The sequence below is a fragment of the Paraburkholderia sp. JPY465 genome, from assembly GCF_050436725.1.
GTDB classification, from domain to species: Bacteria; Pseudomonadota; Gammaproteobacteria; order Burkholderiales; family Burkholderiaceae; genus Paraburkholderia; species Paraburkholderia youngii.
In genome coordinates, this window is sequence record NZ_JBNDMT010000003.1 from 2347108 (window position 1) to 2370776 (window position 23669).

Annotated in this window: 21 protein-coding genes; 11 read left to right on the top strand and 10 right to left on the bottom strand. The window is 65.9% G+C overall.

Annotation, left to right across the window (positions count from 1 at the left end; genetic code table 11):
• Nucleotides 1-8: 8 nt before the first annotated feature.
• Complete coding sequence (locus tag QFZ94_RS25530) at nucleotides 9-1772, bottom strand: acetolactate synthase 3 catalytic subunit (RefSeq protein WP_368586177.1); 1764 nt, start codon at nucleotides 1770-1772, stop codon at nucleotides 9-11.
• A 356-nt stretch (nucleotides 1773-2128) separates the two neighbouring features.
• On the opposite strand from QFZ94_RS25530, the gene QFZ94_RS25535 reads away from it, so the two are divergent.
• The 11 genes from QFZ94_RS25535 (at nucleotide 2129) to QFZ94_RS25585 (ending at nucleotide 12171) form a co-directional block, all read left to right on the top strand.
• Nucleotides 2129-2692 (top strand): RNA polymerase sigma factor, encoded by a 564-nt coding sequence (locus QFZ94_RS25535; RefSeq protein ID WP_368586178.1) that lies wholly within the window; start codon nucleotides 2129-2131, stop codon nucleotides 2690-2692.
• The gene (locus QFZ94_RS25540) at nucleotides 2689-3111 is read left to right on the top strand and encodes a DUF3619 family protein (protein ID WP_368586179.1); all 423 of its coding nucleotides are present in this window, start codon (nucleotides 2689-2691) and stop codon (nucleotides 3109-3111) included. The genes QFZ94_RS25535 and QFZ94_RS25540 overlap by 4 nt, the downstream gene beginning before the upstream one ends.
• A gap of 16 nt (nucleotides 3112-3127) precedes the next feature.
• On the top strand, nucleotides 3128-3901 hold the full coding sequence (locus QFZ94_RS25545; protein ID WP_410850532.1) for a DUF3106 domain-containing protein: 774 nt from the start codon (nucleotides 3128-3130) through the stop codon (nucleotides 3899-3901).
• Nucleotides 3902-3922: 21 nt separating this feature from the next.
• Nucleotides 3923-4447, top strand: a complete 525-nt coding sequence (locus tag QFZ94_RS25550) for an RDD family protein (protein WP_429460401.1) — start codon at nucleotides 3923-3925, stop codon at nucleotides 4445-4447.
• A gap of 280 nt (nucleotides 4448-4727) precedes the next feature.
• Entirely contained in the window at nucleotides 4728-5669 is a 942-nt protein-coding gene (locus QFZ94_RS25555) for a UDP-2,3-diacylglucosamine diphosphatase (protein WP_368586182.1), read from the top strand.
• A 48-nt stretch (nucleotides 5670-5717) separates the two neighbouring features.
• A complete protein-coding gene (locus tag QFZ94_RS25560) occupies nucleotides 5718-6749 on the top strand; it encodes a glycosyltransferase family 4 protein (protein WP_368586234.1) in 1032 nt (343 codons plus the stop codon).
• A gap of 20 nt (nucleotides 6750-6769) precedes the next feature.
• Nucleotides 6770-7453 carry a diacylglycerol kinase gene (locus tag QFZ94_RS25565; RefSeq protein WP_429460404.1) on the top strand — a complete coding sequence of 228 codons (684 nt, stop codon included), beginning with the start codon at nucleotides 6770-6772 and terminating at the stop codon, nucleotides 7451-7453.
• A gap of 282 nt (nucleotides 7454-7735) precedes the next feature.
• Entirely contained in the window at nucleotides 7736-8461 is a 726-nt protein-coding gene (locus tag QFZ94_RS25570; RefSeq protein ID WP_429460406.1) for a TetR/AcrR family transcriptional regulator, read from the top strand.
• A gap of 2 nt (nucleotides 8462-8463) precedes the next feature.
• A complete protein-coding gene (locus QFZ94_RS25575; protein ID WP_368586185.1) occupies nucleotides 8464-9051 on the top strand; it encodes a TIGR00730 family Rossman fold protein in 588 nt (195 codons plus the stop codon).
• Nucleotides 9052-9096: 45 nt separating this feature from the next.
• Entirely contained in the window at nucleotides 9097-9843 is a 747-nt protein-coding gene (locus QFZ94_RS25580) for an SDR family oxidoreductase (RefSeq protein WP_429460408.1), read from the top strand.
• A gap of 276 nt (nucleotides 9844-10119) precedes the next feature.
• Nucleotides 10120-12171, top strand: a complete 2052-nt coding sequence (locus QFZ94_RS25585) for an ArnT family glycosyltransferase (RefSeq protein WP_429460410.1) — start codon at nucleotides 10120-10122, stop codon at nucleotides 12169-12171.
• A gap of 54 nt (nucleotides 12172-12225) precedes the next feature.
• Here the strand turns inward: QFZ94_RS25585 and QFZ94_RS25590 are convergent, their stop codons facing one another.
• The 9 genes from QFZ94_RS25590 to kdpB form a co-directional block, all read right to left on the bottom strand.
• The gene (locus QFZ94_RS25590; RefSeq protein WP_368586188.1) at nucleotides 12226-12870 is read right to left on the bottom strand and encodes a DUF924 family protein; all 645 of its coding nucleotides are present in this window, start codon (nucleotides 12868-12870) and stop codon (nucleotides 12226-12228) included.
• Nucleotides 12863-13276, bottom strand: coding sequence for a group II truncated hemoglobin (locus QFZ94_RS25595; RefSeq protein ID WP_176109145.1), 414 nt, complete (start codon nucleotides 13274-13276; stop codon nucleotides 12863-12865). The genes QFZ94_RS25590 and QFZ94_RS25595 overlap by 8 nt, the downstream gene beginning before the upstream one ends.
• A 37-nt stretch (nucleotides 13277-13313) precedes the next feature.
• On the bottom strand, nucleotides 13314-15803 hold the full coding sequence (locus tag QFZ94_RS25600; RefSeq protein ID WP_429461924.1) for an ABC transporter permease: 2490 nt from the start codon (nucleotides 15801-15803) through the stop codon (nucleotides 13314-13316).
• Nucleotides 15804-15904: 101 nt separating this feature from the next.
• Nucleotides 15905-16516, bottom strand: a complete 612-nt coding sequence (locus tag QFZ94_RS25605; protein WP_429460413.1) for a DUF4126 domain-containing protein — start codon at nucleotides 16514-16516, stop codon at nucleotides 15905-15907.
• A gap of 232 nt (nucleotides 16517-16748) precedes the next feature.
• Complete coding sequence (sugE, locus tag QFZ94_RS25610) at nucleotides 16749-17069, bottom strand: quaternary ammonium compound efflux SMR transporter SugE (RefSeq protein WP_176109148.1); 321 nt, start codon at nucleotides 17067-17069, stop codon at nucleotides 16749-16751.
• A gap of 102 nt (nucleotides 17070-17171) precedes the next feature.
• Entirely contained in the window at nucleotides 17172-17870 is a 699-nt protein-coding gene (kdpE, locus tag QFZ94_RS25615) for a two-component system response regulator KdpE (protein WP_176109149.1), read from the bottom strand.
• Complete coding sequence (locus QFZ94_RS25620) at nucleotides 17863-20718, bottom strand: DUF4118 domain-containing protein (RefSeq protein ID WP_429460415.1); 2856 nt, start codon at nucleotides 20716-20718, stop codon at nucleotides 17863-17865. Before QFZ94_RS25620 ends, kdpE begins: the two co-directional genes overlap by 8 nt.
• A gap of 152 nt (nucleotides 20719-20870) precedes the next feature.
• Entirely contained in the window at nucleotides 20871-21449 is a 579-nt protein-coding gene (kdpC, locus tag QFZ94_RS25625; RefSeq protein ID WP_429460417.1) for a potassium-transporting ATPase subunit KdpC, read from the bottom strand.
• 58 nt (nucleotides 21450-21507) lie between these two features.
• On the bottom strand, nucleotides 21508-23631 hold the full coding sequence (kdpB, locus tag QFZ94_RS25630; protein WP_429460419.1) for a potassium-transporting ATPase subunit KdpB: 2124 nt from the start codon (nucleotides 23629-23631) through the stop codon (nucleotides 21508-21510).
• Nucleotides 23632-23669 lie beyond the last annotated feature (38 nt).

Consider the following 23669-nt stretch of genomic DNA (forward strand, 5'->3'; position numbering starts at 1 on the left):
CCCCGTCGTTAAAGATCTTCCGAACCCATGAGCATCTCGGTGATGCCCTTGCCGGCCTGAACCATCGGCCAGACGTTTTCGGTCGGGTCGGTCTGGAAGTCGAGAAACACCGTGCGATCCTTCAGGCGCAGCGCTTCCTTCAGCGCCGGTTCCACATCGGCCGTCCGCTCGATGCGCATGCCCACGTGACCGTACGCTTCGGCGAGCTTCACGAAGTCCGGCAGCGCATCCATGTACGAATGCGAATAGCGCTTGCTGTATTCGATCTGCTGCCACTGGCGCACCATGCCCAGATAGCGGTTATTCAGCGAAATAATCTTGATCGGCAGGTCGTACTGCTTGCAGGTCGACAGCTCCTGGATGCACATCTGGATCGAGCCTTCGCCCGTGATGCACAGCACGTCGTCGTCCGGATGGGCCATCTTCACGCCCATCGCGGCCGGCAAGCCGAAGCCCATCGTGCCGAGGCCACCGGAGTTGATCCAGCGACGCGGCTTGTTGAACTTGTAGAACTGCGCGGCCCACATCTGATGCTGGCCGACGTCGGAGCACACGAACGCGTTGCCGTCGGTCAGTTCCCACGCCTTTTCGACCACGTACTGCGGCTTGATGATGTCGCTCTTGCGGTCGAACTTCAGGCAGTCTTTCGCGCGCCAGCCTTCGATGTCCTTCCACCACTCGGCGAGCGCCGCGGTGTCTGGGCCATGCTCGGCCGTCTGCAACTGCTCGATCAGTTCCTTCAGCACTTCCTTCACGTCGCCGACGATCGGAATGTCGACCTTGACGCGCTTCGAAATGGAAGAAGGATCGATGTCGATATGAATGATCTTGCGCGGCCGCGACGCGAAGTGGTTCGGGTCACCGATCACGCGGTCGTCGAAGCGCGCGCCGATGGCGATCAGCACGTCGCAGTGCTGCATTGCCATGTTGGCTTCGTACGTACCGTGCATGCCGAGCATGCCGAGGAATTTCTTGTCGCTCGAGCGGTAGCCGCCCAGGCCCATCAGCGTATTGGTGACCGGATAGCCGAGCAGATCGGCAAACTGGTTCAGCTCACGCGACGCGTCCGCGAGCACGATGCCGCCGCCGGTGTAGATATAGGGGCGCTTCGCCGACAGCAGCAGCGACACCGCCTTGCGGATCTGACCGGAGTGGCCCTTCGTGACGGGGTTGTATGAGCGCAGCGACACGCTCTTGATCGGCTCGTACTGGCACGGCGCCTTCGACACGTCCTTCGGAATGTCGATCAGCACCGGGCCGGGACGGCCGGTACGGGCGATGTAGAAGGCTTTCTTGACGGTGGCCGCGAGGTCGCGCACGTCCTTCACGAGGAAGTTGTGCTTCACGCAGGGACGCGTGATGCCGACCGTGTCACATTCCTGGAATGCATCCTGACCGATCGCGGCAGTCGGCACCTGGCCGCTGATCACGACCATTGGGATCGAATCCATATAGGCGGTGGCGATGCCGGTCACCGCATTGGTGACGCCGGGGCCGGAGGTCACGAGACACACGCCGACCTTGCCGGTGGAGCGGGCGTAGGCGTCGGCAGCGTGCACGGCAGCCTGCTCGTGGCGCACCAGCACGTGCTGGAACTTGTCCTGCTTGTACAGCTCGTCGTAAATGTAGAGTACCGAGCCGCCGGGATAGCCCCAGATGAATTCGACGTCTTCGTCGGCCAGTGCCTTCATGAGCACGGTGGCGCCGATAGAGTCTGCTTCGTGAGGGGGGGTCGTATCCGACGTGGAGAATTCCGCGCTGGGCATATTCATTGATTCACCTTTCGAATTTTCGGCAAAAAATTGATCGGGTGCTCTCTGCCGGGCTTGTGGCTCGGGTTCAAGCGGCGCGTCCAGTTGACAGGCGGGCTTCTTGGGCCACACCTCAATTGAGACAACTCACTTATGTTGCGAACCAGCGACGATAGCTGTTGGCGCGCTCGCGGTCAAGAAAATATTGCCATTAGTACACGCGCGGGAGCGCGCGATCGGGCGGAATATCGACTGTCATGCAAATGCAAGGTTCAGCAGGTTTCACCCCAATCTGAGCAAAAGTTTGTTAGCATCCGCGGGTTTTACGACATTTTTCGACCGATTACGCGCACGCTTGCTGCGCCGACCCCACACGGATGGCATCAGACAAGGAACTCGCCGATTTTCTGGCGGGCGTCGAAAGGCGCGCGTTCAAGCAGACGGTCTACGCCGTGCGGGACGACGATGCGTCCCTCGACATCGTGCAGGACGCGATGATCAAGCTCGCCGAGAAATACGGCGACCGCCCGGCGGCAGAGCTGCCACTGCTGTTTCAGCGTATTCTGCAGAATGCGACACACGACTACTTCCGTCGTGCCAAAGTACGCAACACCTGGGTTAGTCTGTTCTCGTCGCTCGGCAACGCCGATGACGACGAATTCGATCCGCTGGAAACCTTCGAGGCGGAGGCGGGTTCGACTGGCGCCGAGAGCAACGAACAGAAGCTCGAGCGCGAGCAGGTCCTGCAGTTGATCGACGACGAGATCCAGAAATTACCGGCACGTCAACGGGAGGCGTTTCTCATGCGTTATTGGGAAGATATGGATGTCGCCGAGACTGCCGCCGCAATGGGCTGCTCCGAAGGCAGTGTGAAAACGCACTGCTCCCGGGCCACCCACACGCTTGCGCAAGCGCTCAAGGCGAAAGGAATCACGCTATGAGCTCCCTCGAAAACACAGAACTCGAGTTCGCGCGTCAACTGCGCCGCGCGCTCGACGAAAACACCGCCAGCCTCCCGCCCGCCACCGTCGACCGGCTCGCCGCCGCACGTCGCGCCGCGTTGGCGCGCAAAAAGCCTGAAGCCGTCAGCGCGCCGGTGTTCGTGCCTGCGTTCGCCGGCATGCCGGCGGGGCTGCCGCAGGGAGGCTTCGAGCCGCGCCGCCGCTGGTCGCTGCGCCGCTTCGCGCTCGCGTGGCCGCTCGCCGCGCTGGTGGTGAGCCTGATCGGCATCGCGTACTGGGAAGACCAGCAGCGCACCGCCGAACTCGCCGATATCGATGCCGCCATGCTTAGCGACGATCTGCCGCTCAATGCCTATCTCGACCACGGCTTCAACGCGTATCTTTCACGCGCACACTGAGCGGGAGATTCCTCGGGTGAGTTACAAGCGCGGCCTGGCCGTTGTTTTCGGATGCGCAATCGCGGCTCTGGTGTCCTTCGTCGCGACCTATCCGCGTTTTCATCCGAGCCCGTCCCCAGCGGGCCATCCGTCGCCTGACGTCAACGTCGCCGCGTCCGCGCCCGCCCCCGCACTTTCCGTCGACTTGCCTGGCCTGCCCGGCAGCAACAGCCCGCTCGCGTGGTCGCGTCTAAGCGCCGCTGAGCATATCGCGCTCGCGCCCTTCGCATCGCAGTGGGATTCGTTCAGCGACGAACGCAAGCGAAAGTGGATCAAGATCGCGTCGCGATACGCAAAGATGTCGCCGGATGCGCAAAAGCGTCTGCATGAGCGCATGAGCGAATGGGTGCGCATGACGCCCGATCAGCGCCGCGTCGCGCGCGAGAACTACCAGGTTTCGAAGGAATTGCCGCGCGAAGCGCGCCAGAATGCATGGAAGGCGTACCAACAACTGCCCGAGGAAACGAAGGAGCGGCTCGCCGCCAGTGAGCGCAAGCGCCGCCCCAGCGTCGTGAGCGCGCCGCCGTCGGCTCGCAATGAGATCAAGGGCATCGACCGGTTCGTGAACGCGCGCGAGCACGGCGCGGCCGCCAGCGCTGCCGCGGCGGCGAGCGCCGCGCCGGCCGCCTCCGCACCGGCCGCGGCCTCGCTGCCGGCTACCCCCGCGATTCCGGCGGCGGGCAGCTTCGTGCCGGCGACGCCCGTGCCGGTGTCGCCGGCCGAAGCGCCGGCGATTTTCCACGGCTCCTGATTCCCGACTCGAGCCCATTACGTGTCCCAGCCGCTCGTCACTCCCACCCTGCCCGCCGCCGCGCCCGGCGGCACGGCGCCCACCGTCCGGCGACGGCTGGCGGCGCTGCTCTACGAAGCGGTCATTCTGTTCGGCGTGGTGTTTCTCGCCGGCTATCTGTTCAGCACGCTGACGCAGCAGCGGAACGGGCTCGCGCATCACAACCTGCTCGCCGGCTGGATTGGCCTCGTGGTTGGCGTGTATTTCGTCTGGTTCTGGACGCATGGCGGCCAGACGCTGCCGATGAAAACCTGGCGGTTACGGGTTGTCGGCGCTGATGGCGAGCCGATTTCCATTGGACGGGCGATTGGGCGGTACTTGCTCGCCTGGTTGTGGTTTTTGCCGCCGTTGGCGGTGCATCCGCTTCTTGGGTTGCGGGTGCCGCAGACGCTTGTCGTTGCGGGGGTCTGGTTCGTGGTGTGGGCCACGAGTGGGCGGTTTGATTCGCAGCGGCAGTTTTTTCATGATCGGCTCGCGGGGACGCGGGTGGTCCAGGTTGTGCGCTAGCGCGCGTGCTGAATGCGTTGCCGCCTTTGGCGGGGTTAGGCTTTTTGTCGTTGTTCTGGCTTTTTTGGCCTTTCCTTGCTGACTTGTCGGTCTATTGGCGTTGCCCCTGTGCGGGGCAACGCCAATAGACCAATAACAAACAAGGAAAGGCCAAAGAAGCCAGAACAACGAAAAAACAGGCCCCGCCAAGGCTGCTCCGTAATAAGAACTTCTCGTGACTGTCATGGCAGAGTCACTCGCGCCTGGCCCAATACGGGCACCGCCACTCGACGCGTGAGCCATGGACCCCAATACGTCCGCGACTTCCCTGTTTCGTCAAACCGGACCGAGCGTCGACCCCGTCGCGTTCCGGCCCGCCCCGGGTTCTACTCATCACGGCTTGCCGCTGCCGGCGACGCCATCGCTCGACGCCCACGCCGATCATTCCGATGACGGCCACGACGATCCGCATCGCTATCGCACGATCTGGCTCTCGGATATCCATCTCGGCTCGAGCGGCTGCCAGGCGGGTTATCTGCTCGACTTCCTGCGCCACAACGAATCGGAGTACCTGTACCTCGTCGGCGACATCATCGACGGCTGGCAGTTGAAGAAAGGCTGGTACTGGCCGCAGGCCCACAACGACGTCGTGCAGAAAGTGCTGCGCAAGGCGCGCAAAGGCACCCAGGTCATCTACGTGCCCGGCAATCACGACGAAGCCGCGCGCCAGTTTTGCGACCTCGCGTTCGGCGACATCCACGTGCGCGGCGAAGCGTTCCACACGACGCTCGCCGGCAAGCGGCTGTGGATCGTGCACGGCGATCTGTTCGACGGCGTGATCCAGCATGCGAAGTGGCTCGCCTATCTCGGCGACACGCTGTACACGATGATCCTCGTGCTGAACCGCTGGTTCAACCGCATTCGCAGCAAGCTCGGCTTCCCGTACTGGTCACTGTCGCAATACCTGAAGCATCAGGTCAAGAACGCGGTCAACTTCATCTCGTCGTTCGAAACCGTGATGACCGACGAAGCGCGTCGCCGCGGCTGTGACGGTGTGGTCTGCGGGCACATCCACAAGGCCGAGATGCGCGAGATCGACGGCGTGCTCTATTGCAACGATGGCGATTGGGTCGAGAGTCTGTCGGCGCTCGTCGAGACCTATGAAGGCGAACTCAAGGTGATCTTCTGGACCGCGCTGCGCGCGCCCCAGGCGCGTGCGCAAAAAGCCCGCGCCACCGCCTGAGCACTTCCACTGTCCACTTCCACAGGGCCCGCAGCGATGAACAACGCGATGAAGATCATGATCGTCACCGACGCATGGGAGCCGCAGGTCAACGGCGTCGTGCGCACGCTGAAGAACACCCGGCGCGAACTGGCCGCGCTCGGCCACCAGGTCGATCTGCTGACACCGCTCGAATTCCGCACCATCCCGTGCCCGACTTATCCGGAGATACGCCTGTCGCTGCTGCCGCGCCGCCGGCTGCGCGAGCGCATCGACCGTTTCGCGCCCGATGCGTTGCACATCGCCACCGAAGGTCCGCTCGGCATGGCCGCGCGCGCGTATGCGCTGGAGCACAAGCTGCCGTTTACGACCGCGTATCACACGCGCTTTCCCGAGTACGTGCAGGCGCGCTTTCGCATCCCGCTCGCGGCGACCTACAAGTTTCTGCACTGGTTCCACAAGCCGTCGCTCGCGGTGATGGCGCCGACGCCCGTCGTCAAGCAGGACCTCGAAAAGTTCGGCTTCACCAACGTCGTGCTGTGGACGCGCGGCGTCGATCTCGAGATCTTCCGTCCGATGGACTCGAAGGTGCTCAACACCGCGCGGCCGATCTTCCTGTACGTGGGACGCGTGGCGGTCGAGAAGAACGTCGAGGCATTCTTGCAGCTCGATTTGCCCGGCTCGAAGTGGGTCGCGGGCGAAGGTCCGGCGCTCGCCGAGCTGAAGTCGCGCTACCCGCAGGTGAACTATCTGGGCGTGCTGTCGCAGGCCGAACTCGCGAAGGTCTACGCGGCCGCCGACGTCTTCGTGTTTCCGAGCCGCACCGACACGTTCGGGCTCGTGCTGCTCGAAGCGCTCGCATGCGGCACGCCGGTGGCCGCGTATCCGGTCACCGGCCCGATCGACGTGCTAGGCGACGGCGGCGCCGGTGCAATGCACGAGGATCTGCGCGAGGCCTGTCTCGAGGCACTGAAGATCGAGCGATCGCATGCGCGCGCGTGGGCCGAGCGCTTTTCGTGGGCAGCGGCGTCCGCACAATTCGCCGCGCATTTGAAGCCACTGCGCGGCACGGCGTATCGTGAGGAAAGCGCCGCTGCGTGATGCGGCGCGCGGAGCTATCCATGCGAAGCAGTCGATCCAGCGCCGAAGGCGCGTCGAACGGCGCACTGCGCGCCGTCGAGTCCAGCCGCGACACCGCGAGCATCGAACCGTTCGATGATGTCCGCGAGCCGGGTGTGAGCGGGCATGCGGACACCGTGCCTCGGGTGAACGGCGCGAGGTCCATGAACGGCGGCCCCAGCGTCTCGGGCGGCGTGCAGCATGACGCCAGCCACGACACAACTCGCGACTCGAGCCACGACGTCCCCAACGAACCGCTCAGTCCCGACGACCCGCTCGCCCCGCTGCCCTTCAACCCCTACAAGGGCAACCGCGGCCTCACGCGCGCATGGCACGCGATGAAAAACTCGCTGGCCGGTTTTCGGGTCGCGATTCGCGAGGAAAGCGCGTTTCGTCAGGAACTCACGCTGGCCGCGATCCTGATTCCGTGCGGCCTCGTGGTGCCCGTCGATCCCGTGTCGCGTGTGCTGCTGCTCGGCTCGGTGCTGCTCGTGCTGATCGTCGAGTTGCTCAATTCGAGCGTCGAAGCAGCCATCGACCGGATCTCGCTCGAACGTCACGAGCTGTCGCGGCGCGCGAAGGATCTCGGCAGCGCGGCCGTGATGGTCGCGCTCGGCATGTGTGTGATGACGTGGGGGGTGATCGTCGGGCCGCTGGTCGTCGGCTGGGTTCGCGCGTGGCTTTGAATCTCGACGCGGGTTGCAGCGCACGCTTGCCCCTGTCCGACATGGTTGAATATCCCCGCAGGCGGTTGGGTATTAGAACGCTCGGTTTATAATCGTTTAACGGTCTCACAGGAAAGGCGCTCGCGCAAACGTATCCGCGCATCGCCTCATCCTGCCCTTTCGGGGGGCCCGCCGCGTGCCGGCGGGTTCGGGAGAGCTCAATATACCAACCGCATCCGGGTGGAACACGCAGCGGCGGCACGCCGCCATGCGCCCAGCCCGGCATAACGAGGGCCGGACGACATGGAAGCCAAACCTCCCCGCCGCACGCGCGAACGGATTCTCGAACTGTCGTTGAAGCTGTTCAACGAAATCGGCGAGCCGAACGTCACGACGACGACGATCGCCGAGGAAATGGAAATCAGCCCAGGCAACCTGTACTACCACTTCCGCAACAAAGACGACATCATCAACAGCATCTTCAGCCAGTTCGAGCAGGAGATCGAGAAGCGTCTGCGTTTCCCCGACGACCATCGCGCGACCATCGACGAAATGTGGTCGTATCTGCAGTACATGGTCGATTTCACGTGGCGCTACCGCTTCCTGTACCGCGACCTGAACGACCTGCTCGCACGCAATCGCACGCTCGAGACGCACTTCAAGCAGATCATCAGCCACAAGGTGCGCTTCGCGAGCCAGTTCTGCGAGCAGCTCGTCGCCGATGGCGAAATGGTCGCGACGCCGCAGGAAATGCAGGTGATTGCGACCAACGTCGGCGTGATCGGCACGTACTGGCTGTCGTATCAGTTCGTGATGAATCCGCGCAAATACAACGAGCAGGAAGCGATCCGCGAGGAACTGCATCAGGTCAGCGTGCAGATCGTCTCGCTGATGGCGCCCTACCTGCGCGGCCGCTCGCGGCAGCTGTTCGACGACCTCGTATCGGGCATCGTGCCCAAGCGCGAGTTCTACGACTACCTGCCGCCGCGTGAAGGCGCCGCGCCTCGCAACGAATCGAAGGAAAGTTGAGTATGAAGTCGGTGTGTGTCTATTGCGGCTCTTCTATGGGAGCCAAACCGCTGTATGCGCAGGCGGCGCGCGCGTTCGGCCGCGCCCTCGTCGAGGCCGATCTCGCGCTCGTCTTTGGCGGCGGCAAAGTGGGACTGATGGGCGTGATCGCCGACACAGTGATGGCCGAAGGCGGCCGCGCGATCGGCGTGATTCCCGAGCTGCTCGTCAGCAAGGAAGTGGGTCATAACGGCCTGACCGAGCTGCACGTGGTGCCCGACATGCATCATCGCAAGAAGATGATGGCCGAGCTGTCCGATGCGTTCGTCGCGATGCCGGGCGGCGCGGGCACACTCGAGGAGCTGTTCGAGGTCTTCACGTGGGCGCAGCTCGGCTATCACGGCAAGCCGGTCGCGCTGCTGAACACGGGCGGCTTCTACGAACCGCTGATCCGCCTGCTCGAGCACACGGTCGACGAAGGCTTCCTGCGTAAGACCTATCTCGACATGCTGCAGATCGACGCCGATCCGCTCGCGTTGATCGGCAAGCTGCAACGTTACGCGCCGCCCGCTCGCGACAAATGGACCGCGGTCCAAAGCGACGCGATCTGAATCCGCGGCACGCCGCACACGCATCACCCCAACGACGAGGTTGCGATGACGAAAGCTGTTCTGATCACCGGCGGCAGCCGCGGCATTGGCCGAGCCACCGCGCGGCTGCTAGGCGCGCGCGGCTGGTATGTCGGCGTGAACTACGTGCGTGACCTCGCCGCCGCCCAGCAGACGGTCGCCGAGGTCGAACACGCGGGCGGCCGCGCGCTCCCGATCGCCGGCGATGTCGCGAACGAAGCCGACGTGACTCGCATGTTCGATATGCTGCAGCAATCCTTCGGCCGCATCGACGCGCTCGTCAACAACGCCGGCATCGTCGCGCCGTCGAGCCAGCTCGCCGATATGGACTTCGCGCGTCTGAAACGCGTGTTCGACGTCAATGTCCTCGGCGCTTATCTGTGCGCGCGCGAAGCGGCGCGGCGCATGTCGACTCAGCGCGGCGGCGCGGGCGGCGCGATCGTCAACGTTTCGTCGGCGGCGGCGCGGCTCGGTTCGCCGAACGAATACGTCGACTACGCCGGGTCGAAAGGCGCAATCGACACGATGACGATCGGCCTCGCAAAAGAACTCGGCCCGCAGGGCGTGCGCGTGAACGCGGTGCGTCCGGGTCTGATCGACACCGAGATCCATGCGAGCGGCGGCAAGCCCGAACGCGCCGCACAACTGGGCGCGACGACACCGCTCGGCCGCCCCGGCCGGGCCGACGAAGTCGCCGAGGCCATCGTATGGCTGCTCAGCGACGCGTCGTCGTACGTGACGGGCGCGCTGTTCGACGTCGCCGGCGGCCGCTGAGCGAACGTCGCGTTCAACGGGACACACAAGCCTCGAACGCATAGCGCGGTCCGCTACGGCCGCGCCTTTTTCCGCGCTCCCTCTCTCGTTCCACGAATCCCCGTCGATTTGTCGTGAAACCGACATAGCCGCGCATCGAATGCGCGCCTTTCTGCACCTGTAATCTTCCGTAATAATGCGGCGCTACAATCGGTCGGATCGAATGCATTCGCAGGCGACGTAAGCAAAACATAAGTACGAGGCCAACGCCGACGCGTACGCTGACCAGAGACTTCCATGCAAGACAAGCAGTCCACGCGCTGGCGCGCGCACAATGCCAGCGCGACGGCCGTGACCTCGGCCGCTCCAGCAGGCCGTGCGCAAGAGGCCGCGCTTAGCGCCAGCACCGCGCACCCGTTCGCCGGCGCGCAGGCCCAGCCCGCAATTGGAGACACCGCGGCTTCGGCGCTCGCGATCCATAGCGTCGACACAGCGCAGACATCGGGCTCAGCCGTTTCCGCCGACCGCGCCGCGCGCGGCCTGCAGCGTTGGCGCGCGCTCGCGGCGATTCGTCCGCTACTGTGGTTCGTCGCGCTGGCGATCCTGTGCGCGTGGCTCGTCCCCGGCATTCTCGGCCACGAGCCATGGAAGCAGGACGAAACCTACACATTCGGCATCGTGCAGCACATGCTCGATACCGGCGACCTCGTCGTGCCGACCAATGCCGGCCAGCCCTTCGTCGAAAAGCCGCCGATCTACGACTGGGTCGCCACCGGCCTCGCGTGGATGTTCGGCCGCTATTTGCCGCTGCACGATGCGGCACGGCTCGCGAGCGCGCTGTTCGCGGGCCTGACGGTGTACTACACCGCGCGCGTCGCGCGTCGCGCGGTCGCTGCGTCGAGCTGGTTCGACCTGCGCGTGATCGGCACGCTCGCGCTGTTCGGCGGCACGCTCGTCGTCGTCAAGCACGTGCACGACATGATGACCGACGTCGCGCTGATGGCCGGCGCCGCGCTCGGCTTTTGCGGACTATTCGAACTCGTGCTGGTGCATCTGCGTGACGACCCGCGCGCGGCCTCTTATTTCCCGCTGCATGCTCAGGCCGCCCGGCAGATCAAACCGCTCGATGCCCGCGCGCGGCGTCACGCGATCCTCAGCGGCGCGACGATGTTCGGCGCGGGCGTCGGCGTGTCGCTGCTCGCCAAGGGGCTGTTCGTGCCGCTCGTGTTCGGCGCCACCACCTGTGCTGCGCTGTTGCTCTATCCGGCTTGCCGCAGCCGCGGCTTCGCGGGCGCGCTGAGCCTGGCCGCGCTTGTCTGCGCGCCCTTCCCGCTGATCTGGCCAATCTGCTTCTACCTGCGCTCCGAGGCACTCTTCAAGGTGTGGCTGTGGGATAACAACGTCGGGCGCTTCTTCGGTTTTTCAGTCGCCGAGCTCGGCTCCGAAAACGAGAGTCACCTGTTCGTGCTGCGCACCGTGCTGAGCGTCGGCTTTCCGGTCGTGCCGCTCGCGCTGACCGCGCTCGCGGGTGGCGCATGGCGGCGCTGGCGCGATCCGCGCGTGGTGTTGCCGATGCTGTTCGCGGGCATAGGTTTCGCGGTGCTGCAAACTTCGGCGACGGTCCGCGAACTCTACATCCTGCCGTTCATCGCACCGCTCGCGCTGGTCGCGATGCAGGGCGTCGAACGCTTGCCGGCGCGCCTGCATACCGGCTGGGATATGACGAGCCGCGTGCTGTTCGGCAGCGCGGCCGCACTCGTGTGGATCGTCTGGTCCACCATGACGAACCCGGCGAGCAACCATGCGTCGCTGCATCTGCTCGGCCGCTGGCTGCCGCTCGACTGGGTGCTGCCGATTTCGCCCGCGCTGATCATCGGTGCACTCGTGCTGACGATCGGCTGGCTGTGGCTGCTGCCGTCGTTCAAGTACGCGGGCAAATGGCGCGGCGCGCTGAGCTGGTGCGCGGGCGCGATGCTCGTCTGGGGGCTCGTCAGCACGCTGCTGCTGCCTTGGCTCGACTACGCGAAAAGCTACCGCTCGGTGTTCCGCGACCTCGGCGCGAAGATGGATATCGAATGGAACGACGGCGACTGCATGGCGAGCTCCGGCCTCGGCGAATCCGAAGCGCCGATGCTCTTCTACTACACGGGCATCGTGCATCAGCCGAGCGAAGATCCGCGCACGACCGCCTGCACGTGGCTGATCGAGGAAAGCCGCCGCGAAAACGCGCGGCCGCCGGCCGGCGAATGGCGGCTGTTCTGGTCCGGCGCGCGGCCGGGTGATTCGGATGAGCTCTTGCGCGTGTTCGTGCGCACGCCGGTGGCGGGCAAGCTACGCGGCGACGAGTAAAGCCGCGCAACACGTCGCGCCGGCCGAGTGCTTCGCGTGCGCGTCCGCGCTGATTCAGAACCTCGAACCGGGCTCGCGGAGAAACGCGATCTCCTCATCGCTCGATTCACGTCCGAGCAACACGTTGCGATGCGGAAAGCGGCCAAACCGCTCGATCACTTTCGCGTGGCGCAGCGCGTGTTGATAGTAGCCGTCACCGCCCGGCTCCTGCGCCAGCTGTTTGAAGAGGCGCAGCGACTCCTGCTGGCTCGCGAGCGATTCAGCGTGCTCGAACGGCAGATACGCGAACGCCCGATGCTGCACGCCTGGCAGCAGCCGATCTGCGCCGCTCGCGATCATTCGTTGCGCGGTTTGCAGCGCCTTGCTGTCGGTCGCGAACGCGCGCGGCGTCCCACGATGGCAGTTGCGGGAAAACTGGTCCAGCACGATCACGAGCGCCAACGCGCCCAACGGCGTGGCCTGCCATGCGTCGAGCTCGCCCGCGTTGGCCGCATCGATCAGGTTGCCGAAACGCTCGCGCAGCATCGCATCCACGGCGTCATTGCGCTTGAACCAGAGCTTGCGCTCGGTGCCGTGCTCCGGCGTGCCCGGCGCGCCGAACCAGCAGTCGAGTATCTCCCGTGCGCGCGGCTCGAGCGCCGCATAGTCGGCTTCGACCGAGTACGGTGCCGAGGCGGCGTGCGGCGGCGTATCAGCCATTGCGGTTGCGCATCCAGTCGGCGGTTTCGAAGAACGAGCCGAGCAGCCGCTCGCGCAGCGGCTCCGGCAAGCCGATGTCCTCCATCGCCCACGCCATGCACCTCAACCACTGGTCGCGCTCGCTCGACGCGATCGCAAACGGCAGATGCCGCGCGCGCAAACGTGGATGGCCAAAGCGGCTGATGTAATGATCGGGACCGCCGAGCCAGCCGCACAAAAACCAGAACAGCTTGTCGCGCGAACCCTCGAGCGATGCCGGATGCAGCGCGCGAATCCCGGCGAAATCCGCCTCGAGATCCATCAGGTCGTAAAACCGGTCGACCAGTTCGCGCACGCGCGCCTCGCCGCCCACCAGTTCGAAGGCCGTCGGCTTGTCCGAGGACACTTCGTCGTTCAAATCGCTCATACCCTGCTCAACAGCAAATAAACATCACAAAGAAAGCTCACGCGTCGCGCAGCGATTGCAGCGCGGGCCGCGCCAACACATGCCGCAGACTCAGCCACCCGCCGACACCAGCACAAGCGATACCCGCGCAAATGCCCGCCGGCAGCAGCCACGGATCGAAGTCCAGATAGAACTCGAACACGTGCGTGGCCAGCAGCGAGCCGATGACCTGCGCGCCGACCGCCGCCATCAGGCCTGCTAGCGCACCGACCGCGACGAACTCGGCCACCTGCACCGCCCGCACCTGACGATGTGATGCGCCCAGCGCACGCAGCAGCGCGGATTCTCGCATACGCTCGTCGCGCGTACCGGCGAGCGCCGCGTACAGCACCAGCACGCCGGCCGCGAGCGTGAACGCGAACAGGAACTGCACCGCGCCGATCACCTGCTGCAACACGCGCTGCACCTGCGCGAGGATCGGGCCGGTGTCGATCGCGGTCAGATTGGGATACGCGGCGATCAGGCCGTCGATCGTCGACTGCTTATCCGCGGGCAGATGGAAGCTCGTGATGAATGTCGCCGGGAAGTCCTGCAACGAGACGGGCGGCATCAGCACGAAGAAATTGACCTTGAACGACCCCCAGTCGAGCTTGCGCACGCTCGTCACCGGCGCCTCGATGGTCAGTCCCGTCACGTCGAAGCGCAGTACGTCGCCGGGCTTCACGTTGATCAGCTTCGCGAGACCCTGCTCGATCGAAATCTGCGGCTTCGTCGTATCGCCGAACCAGCTGCCCGCGGCGATCCGGTTGTCGTCGGGCAGTTGCGTCGTGTACGACAGGTTGAACTCGCGGTCCACCAGACGCCTGGCGTCCGCGCCCTTGAACGAGTCCGGGTTGACTGCCTTGCCGTTGATCGCGACGAGCCGCCCGCGCACCATGGGCGACAACTCCACGCCAGCGATGCCGTGCGCGTCCAGATACTGCGTGACCGCGTCGCGCTGATCAGGCTGGATGTCGATGATGAACTCGTTGGGCGCATCGGGCGGCGTCGATTTGCGCCAGCCCTGCACGAGGTCGTTGCGCGTCATCGCGATCAGCAACAGGCACATCAGGCCGATGCCGAGCGCGGTGATTTGCAGCGCACTGGTGCTGCTGCGCCGCTCCAGCGACGCGAGCGCATAGCGCCAGCCGATGCCCGCATTGACGCGCTCGCTGCGCACCACGCGCGCCGCGCCCCACAGCGCGAGCCGCGCGATGCCTGCGAACACCAGCAAGCCGCCCGCGAATCCACCCGCGACGATGCCGCCGAGCTTCAATTCGCCGGCGGCGAGAATCAGCAACCCCGCGAACAGCACGATGCCGAACGCATAGGCGGCCCACGCGGTGCGCCCCTCCTCGCCCCATTCACGCCGTAGCACGCGCACCGGTGGTACGCGCGTGAGCGGCAACAGCGGCGGCAGCGCGAAGCCGAGCAGCAGCACGAGGCCGGCGGCAATGCCTTCGAACGCGGGCCACAGCGTCGGCTGCGGCAGCACCACGTCGATCAGGCCGCCGAGCCACGTCAGCAGCGCGAGATGCCCCAGATAACCGAGCGCCACGCCGAGCACCCCGCCGAGCAGGCCGAGCCCGACGAATTCGAGCGTGAACAGCGCCCGTAGCGCGGCCTGGCTCGCGCCGAGACAGCGCATCGCCGCGCAGCCGTCGAGATGCCGGCGCATGAAGCGGTGCGCGGCCATCGCGATCGCGACCGCTGCGAGCAGCGCGGTCAACAGCGACACGAGCGTCAGGAAATGGCCCGCGCGATCGAGCGTCTGACGCACCTGCGGCTGGCCGTCCTGCAGAGACTCGAGCGCGACGCCGCGCATCTTGCCGGCGTCGACGTGCTCGTGCGCAAACTGCGCGAAGCGCGCGACCGCGTCGTCGGAGCCGGCGACCAGCAACCGGTACGTGACCCGGCTGCCGTACGTGATCAGGCCGGTCGACTGCACTTCGTCGGCGCGCAGCATCAGGCGCGGCGAAAAGTTGACGAACGAGAAGCCGCGATCGAGCTCGCGCGTGATCAGCGCGCCGACCGTGAAGCTGCGATTGCCGACCTTCACCGCATCGCCGACCTTCAGCTTCAGCGCGTCGAGCAGTTCCTGGTCGACCCAGACGGTGCCCGGCGCCGGAATCGACGTTGCCGGATGATCGGCCGCACCCGGCGCCGCCGCGATGCGCAGCGCGCCGCGCAACGGATAGCCCGGCGACACCGCCTTGACGGCGGCGAGCCGCGACGCCGGCTGCGCGCCGGTCGAGTTGATCATGCTGGGAAAGATCGCCGTGGTGGCGGTGCGCAGGCCCAGGGCGTGCGCCTCGGCCGCGAATTGCGGATCGACTGGATGATCGGCGCGCACGATGAAGTCGGCGGCGATCATGCGCCGCGCATCGCGCTCGAGCCCCTGATGCAGCCGGTCGCCCAGAAACCCGACGCTCGACAACGCCGCGACCGCCAGTACGAGCGCGAGCAGCAACATCGTCAATTCGCCCGCGCGCCAGTCACGCGCCGTCATCCGCATGGCCTGGCGCAACAGATCGATGCCGCCGAGCCGGCGCGCCGGTCTGATGTCGGCGCGCGTTCTTGAACCCGCCTTAGATCCTGGCAGTGCTTCGCTCAATCGTGCCTGCTCCTCGCCAATCGCGACACCATGTGCGTGGCCATGCCGCGAAAACCGCCCTGCACGCCACGCCACAATCGCGGCAACGCCCACGCCGCGAGTAGCAGAAAGCCTACCATCAAGACCAGAAACGCGAGCGGCACGAACAGCGCAAGGAGTACCCCGCCGACCGCGAGGCCGTCCTCGGCGGTCGACGTGACGACGTTCGACACCGGTTCCGGCGACAGATTGATCAGCGCGCGGGTGCCCGCCTTCGCGAGATGCGCAGTGCCGGCGAGCGTGCCGCCCGCGAGCGCGGCGACGGTCAGCATCGTCGGATCGGCGTGGCCGAGCGCGCCGGCGGCCAGCACGGCGCCGGCGGGAATGCGGATGAAGGTGTGGATCGCGTCCCACAGCGAATCGAACGCGGGGATCTTGTCGGCGAGGAATTCGGTGAGCGTCAGCACGGCCGCCGCGCCGATCACCCATGGCGACGACAGCGCGGACAACGTGTCCGGCAAGTGAATCAGGCCAAGACGTTCCAATACGCCGGCCAAAAGGACCGTTAGATAGAGGCGCAGACCGCTGCCCCATGAAAGGCCCGCTGCAAGCGAAAGTGATTCAAGCATGGCCGCCTCCACGCGCTTTGTGCTTGCCTGACGGCTTCGGCGGGAACCAGCGGGGGTTCCGCGCCCAAGCCGTCAGGCTTGCCAAGCCGGCCGCGCCAGCCAGGCCGCGGGCAATCTCAACGTCGTTGCTGTCTCATTATAGCTACGATGATTCGCGGAACGTAGAGCGGCGAGGCCGCGCTGTGGCTTGCAGGCAATGGCGGCCGCGCGCCGGGCGGACGTGGCCGAGGGGTCAGTGCCCCGACGACAGCTTCAGCCCGACGAGGCCGATCACGATCAGCGACGCACTGGCGACGCGCGCGAGCGTCAACGCCTCGCCCATCATCACGACGCCGAAGATGAACGCGCCGACCGCGCCAATTCCTGTCCACACCGCATAGGCCGTGCCGAGCGGCAGTTGCCGCATCGCCAGCGCGAGCAGCGCGAAGCTGCCGAGCGCGGTCACGACCGTGAAGACGGACGGCCAGAAGCGGGTGAAACTTTCGGAAGTTTTGAGACCGGCCGCCCAGGCGACTTCGAGCAAACCGGCGATCAACAGAAGAAACCAGGACATTGAAACAGCTCCATGAAAAATGGGGCCGTCCCCGATGATCGACAGAAGCGTAAGGTCGTCCTTACGTCGGGAGATTATAACGGAGCGGCTTCGCGGACGAACTCACACCGCGCCCACCAGCCGATACCCGACGCCCGTCTCAGTGACGATATGCTCGGGCTGCGCCGGATCGCGCTCGAGCTTGCCGCGCAGATGCGCCATGTAGATGCGCAAATAGTGGTGACTCTCCACATGCGACGGCCCCCACACGTCGCGCAGCAGCTGCCGGTGCGTGAGCACGCGGCCGGCGTGGCGCACGAGCGTCGCGAGCAGCCGGTATTCGATCGGCGTCAAATGGACCGCGGCGCCGTCGCGCGTGACCTGGCGCAGCGCGAGGTCGACGGTGACCGCGCCGAAGCGCACCTGCGGCGATTCGTTCGCGCCGCCGTGATTGCGCCGCCGCAGATGCGCGCGGATGCGCGCGAGCAACTCGGACACGCCGAACGGCTTGGTCAGGTAGTCGTCGGCGCCGGCGTCGAGCGCGGCGACCTTTTCGCTTTCCTGGGTGCGCGCCGACAGCACGATCACCGGCAGTTCGCTCCAGCCGCGCAACTCGCGGATCACGTCGAGGCCGTCGGTGTCGGGCAGGCCCAGATCGACGATCACCAGATCGGGCTTGCGCGTCGCCGCTTCGACGAGCCCTTGCTTGCCGGTCTCGGCGTCGTACACGGCGATGCCCTCGCCTTCTAGCGCCGTGCGCACGAAGCGGCGAATCTGCTTTTCGTCTTCGATCAGAACGACGGTAATGCTCAGGTCACTCATGGGCGGGTCGGGTGAGCGGGTTGAGGTCGGCGGCGGTGTCGTCGGCGGCGCCTTCGTCTTCGAGCGTATCGAACGTTTCAGGAGCATCGGGCGGCGTCTTGACCGGTAGCGTGAACCAGAAGCGCGCGCCCTCGACGTGGCCATCCGCTGCCGTCCGGTTGAGCGCGCCGATTGTACCGCCGTGCGCCTCGACGATCGCGCGGCAGATCGCGAGCCCAAGGCCGATGCCCGGTTTCGCCGATTCCTTCTCGCCGCGCGTGAACTTCTCGAACACCCGCGCTTCCATGCCGGCGGGCAGACCGGGGCCGTTGTCGTCGATCGTCACGCGCACGAACGGCTCGCCGTCCGCGTCGATCTGCTGCGCGCCGATCATGAGCGGCGTGCCCGACGCCGTGTATTTGGCCGCGTTCTCGAACAGGTTCGAGAACAGCCGCTCCATCAGCACCGCGTCGAGATGCAGCAGCGGCAGATCGGCGGGCAGCGTGACCTGCACCGGATGATCGGCGAGCACGCGCTTGCACGCGCGCAGCGCGGCGCCGACCGTCTCCTCGAGCAGCGTCCATTGCTGGTTCAGTTGCAGGCTGCCGGCCTGCAGGCGCGCCATGTCGAGCAGATTCGTGACGATGTCGGTCATGCGCAGCGCTTCTTCGTGGATTGCATCGACGAGTTCGTCGTTGCGACGCGCGGCGGATTGCGGGTCGGTCGGCCCCTGCCCTCGCTGCCCCTGGGCGAGCATCGATGAAAACCCGACGATCGTCGTCAGCGGCGTGCGCAGATCGTGCGATATCGCCGACAGCAGCGAATTGCGAAGTCGTTCCGACTCCATGTTGACGAGCGCATCGCGCGCGATATCGACGTAATGCACGCGTTCGAGCGCGAGGGCGATCTGCGCGGCGAACGCATCGAGCATGCGCCGCTGTTCCGGCACGGTCAGCTCGCGCTCGTCACGCACGACGACCGCGAGCACGCCGCGTGTGCGCATCGGCGCCTTCAGCGGCAGGTACAGCGCCGCGGCGGCCGGCAGCGTGTCGGTGCCGTGGCCGGCCGGCTTCTGCTGATCGTAGACCCACTGGCCGACGTCGAGGTCGAGCGCGTCGCCTTCCAGCGTGATCGCCGGGTCCGGGTCCTCGATCTTCTGTTTGACCTGATCGGCGCTGTCCGGCAGCAGGATCGCGACTCGCGCGCCGAACACTTCGCTCAAGTGCCGGGTGCCGATGCCGACGATCTGCTCGGCCGCAAGCGCCGCGGCGAGCTCGCGCGCCATCTCATACATCGCGCCGGTGCGCTGCTCGCGGCGTCGCGCGACGCTCGCCTCGCGGCGCAGGCTCGAAGTCAGATGGCTAATCACGAGCGATGTCAGCAGCATGCCGAAGAACGTCAGCAGGTACTGCGTATCGGACACCGACAGCGACATGCGCGGCGGCACGAAAAAGAAATCGAACGCGGCGACGCTCGCGAACGACAGCACGACACCCGGCCCGCGTCCGAGCTTCACCGCGGTGAAGATCACGCCGAGCAGGTACAGCATCACGAGGTTGGTCAGATCGATGCGGTCGATCAACTGGCTCGACAGCAGCGTGATCGCCGCGCCGATCGCAAGCGCGCACGCATACGCGCGCGGCGGCGAGCGACGCTCGCGCGCCGCGCTCAACGCTTCGCGCCATGCGTTCGCGGTCGTGTTCAACAGCCGCCGCTGTTCGCCGGCGTCGCGCTCCGACGACACGCGAATCAGCGTGAGATCGAGATCGCCGCTCTTCTCGGCGATGCGCTCACCAAGCGGCCGGCGCAGCCAGCGGCTAATGCCGGTGCGCGACGATGCGCCCGCCACCAGCTTCGATACGTTGCGCGCCTGCGCGTAACCGATCAACGCGTCGAGCGCATCGGCGGCGGCGAGCGTCGCGGTTTCGGCGCCGAGTTCGGCGGCGAGCTTCAGCGCGTTCAGCGTGCGTGCGCGGCGCGCGTCGGGCAGACGCTGCAACGCGGGCGTTTCGACATAGACCGCGAGCCAGTCGGCCTTCAGGCTCGCGGCGAGGCGCGCAGCAGAACGCACCAGCGCCGGCGCCTCGGGACCAGGACCCACGCACACCAGCAGCCGCTCGCGCGCCTGCCAAATGCGCTGGATCGACCGGTCGGCGCGATACTCGCGCATCTGCGCGTCGACGCGATCGGCGGTGCGGCGCAGCGCGAGTTCGCGCAGCGCGATCAGGTTGCCCTTGCGAAAGAAGTTGCGCACCGCGCGCTCGGCCTGCTGCGCCATGTACACCTTGCCGTCGCGCATGCGGTCGAGCAGTTCCTCGGCCGGCAGATCGACGAGCGTGACTTCGTCGGCATGATCGAACACGCGATCGGGCACGGTCTCCCACACGCGGATGCCCGTGATCTGGCCGACCACGTCGTTCAGGCTCTCCAGGTGCTGCACGTTGACGGTCGTATAGACGTCGATGCCGGCGTCGAGCAGTTCGTAGACGTCCTGCCAGCGCTTCAGATGGCGCGCGCCCTGCACGTTCGAATGCGCGAGTTCGTCGACGAGGATCAATTGCGGCTTGCGCGCGAGCGCGGCGTCGAGATCGAACTCGCCGAGCTTGCGGCCGCGATAGTCGATATGCGCGAGCGGCAGCACGTCGAGTCCCGCGAGCAACGCGGCGGTTTCGCCGCGCCCGTGCGTTTCGGCGATGCCGACCAGCACGTCGACACCCTCTTCCTTGCGGCGGCGCGCGGCCTGCAACATCGCATACGTCTTGCCGACACCTGCCGACGCGCCAAAGAAAATTTTCAGCCTGCCGCGCAGACGCTTTTCTTCGTCGCGCTGCAGCTTGTCGAGCAGTTCGTCAGGATCGGGGCGGTTCATGCTCAGTGATTGTCATAGTCGTGCGAGCGGCGGTGCCTGCATGTTGGCACGGCCCGCGCCGGCCCGCAAATGGCGCAGCGGCGCCACGCGGACGCCGCTGTTTTGCCGATGAACCGCAATCGCGGTTGATGATTCGTCGTTTGCGTTTCGGGTCAACCGCGCTTCATTTCATCGAGCGCGAGATTGAGCTTGAGCACGTTCACGCGCGGCTCGCCGAGCACACCGAACTGGCGCGCCGTCGTATAACGCTCGACGAGCACCTGCACGTCGCTCGGCGCGAGGCGGCGCGCCTGCGCGACCCGCTCCACCTGGTACGCGGCCGCGGCCGGACTGATCTCCGGATCGAGCCCGCTGCCCGACGACGTGACCAGATCGACCGGCACCGGCTTCGACATGTCGGTGCCCGCAGCCTTAAGCGCCGCGAGCCGACCCTTGATCTCGTCGAGCAGCGCCGGGTTGTTCGGCCCGAGGTTCGAGCCGCCCGAGCCCTGCGGGTTGTACGGCATCGGGCTCGTCGCCGATAGCCGGCCCCAGAAATACTGGGGCGCGTCGAACTGCTGGCCGATCAGCTGCGAGCCGACCACCTTGCCGTTCTGCTCGATCAGGCTGCCGTTGGCCTTGTCGTGGAACGCCGCCTGGCCGAACGCGGTCATCACCGCGGGATAAGCGAGTCCGGTGACCGCGGTCAGCACCGCGAAGATCACGATCAGCGGACGGAACAGATTTTTCATGATGGGTCTCTTTCCCTTTTCATCAATGCTGGTTACCGCGTAGCGACGCGCTGCGCGCTCAAACCCAGCCGAACACGGCGAGCACCATATCGATCAGCTTGATGCCGATGAACGGCACGATGATCCCGCCGAGGCCGTAGATCAGCAGATTGCGGCGCAGCAGGATCGCAGCTCCTAGCGCGCGATAGCGCACGCCCTTAAGCGCAAGAGGAATCAGCAGCACGATGATCAGCGCGTTGAAGATCACCGCCGACATGATCGCCGAGGTCGGTGTCGCCAGATGCATCACGTTCAGCGCATTCAGCGCCGGATACGTCGACGCGAACGCGGCCGGGATGATCGCGAAGTACTTGGCGACGTCGTTGGCGATCGAGAACGTGGTTAGCGAACCGCGCGTCATCAGCATCTGTTTGCCGATCTCGACGATCTCGATCAGCTTGGTCGGATTCGAATCGAGGTCGACCATGTTGCCGGCCTCTTTCGCCGCCTGCGTGCCGGTGTTCATCGCGACCGCGACGTCGGCCTGCGCGAGCGCGGGCGCGTCGTTGGTGCCGTCGCCGGTCATCGCGACCAGACGCCCTTCGGCCTGGTGCGCGCGGATCGTCGCGAGCTTCGTCTCCGGTGTCGCTTCGGCGAGGAAGTCGTCGACGCCTGCTTCGGCCGCGATCGCGGCGGCGGTCAGACGGTTGTCGCCCGTCACCATCACGGTCTTGATGCCCATCTTGCGCAGCTCGGCGAAGCGCTCCTTGATGCCGCCCTTCACGACGTCCTTCAGCTCGATCACGCCGAGCACGCGCGCGCCCTGCTCGCCCTTCTCGGCGACCACGAGCGGCGTGCTGCCGCGTCGCGCGACCTCGGCGACCGCGTTGCTGACTTCGTTCGGGAAACGGCCGCCGTTCGCTTCGACGTAGTGCTTGACCGCATCGGCCGCGCCCTTGCGGATTTCTCGGCCATGCGTTCCGGCGGGCGTTCCTTGCGGCGACAGATCGACCCCGCTCATGCGGGTCTGCGCGGTGAACGCGAGAAACACCGCGTGCAGCGAGGCCATGTCGCGCTGGCGGATATTGAAACGCTGCTTTGCGAGCACGACGATGCTGCGGCCTTCCGGCGTTTCGTCGGCGAGCGACGACAACTGCGCGGCATCGGCAAGCGCTTCTTCGCTGAGACCCGGCGCGGGCAGGAACTGCGACGCCTGGCGGTTGCCGAGCGTGATCGTGCCGGTCTTGTCGAGCAGCAGCACGTCGACGTCGCCGGCCGCTTCGACCGCGCGGCCCGAGGTCGCGATCACGTTCGCCTGCATCATGCGGCTCATGCCGGCTACGCCGATCGCCGACAACAAGCCGCCGATCGTCGTCGGGATCAGACACACGAGCAGCGCGACGAGCGCGGTGATCGTCACCACGTGGCCCGCCGAATTGGCCAGGTGAGCGGCTTCGACCGAGAAGATCGAGAACGGCAGCAGCGTCGCGGTGGCGAGCAGCATCACGATCGTCAACGCGACGAGCAGGATGGTCAGCGCGATTTCGTTCGGCGTCTTCTGACGCTTCGCGCCTTCGACCATCGCGATCATGCGATCGAGGAACGCCTCGCCCGGGTTCGCCGTGACGCGCACGACGATCCAGTCCGACAGCACGCGCGTGCCGCCCGTCACCGACGAAAAGTCGCCGCCCGACTCGCGGATCACCGGTGCCGATTCGCCGGTGATCGCCGATTCGTCGACCGATGCGACACCGTCGATCACTTCGCCGTCGGCCGGAATTACGTCGCCGGTCTCGACCAGCACGACGTCGCCTTTACGCAGATCGGTCGCGGTCGTGATGCGGATCGGCGACTTCGGATGCGGCTCGTTGAGCTTCTTGGCCATCACGTCTTTCTTCGCGCTGCGCAGCGACGCGGCCTGCGCTTTCGAGCGGCCTTCGGCGAGCGCCTCCGCGAAGTTCGCGAACAGCACCGTGAACCACAGCCATAGCGTGACCGCGAGAATGAAGCCCGCGGGCGCTTCGGCCTGACCGCCGAGCGCGGCGATCCACAGAATGGTCGTCAGAATGCTGCCGACGTACACGCAGAACATCACCGGGTTGCGAAACTGCGTGCGCGGCGTGAGCTTTTTGAAGGAGTCCACGATCGCCGGACGCAGCAGCGCCGGGTCGAACATGGACCGCGTAGCGTTATGTTCAGTCATTGAATCCTCGAATATCCTTGTGCGCTTGCAGGCTTGCC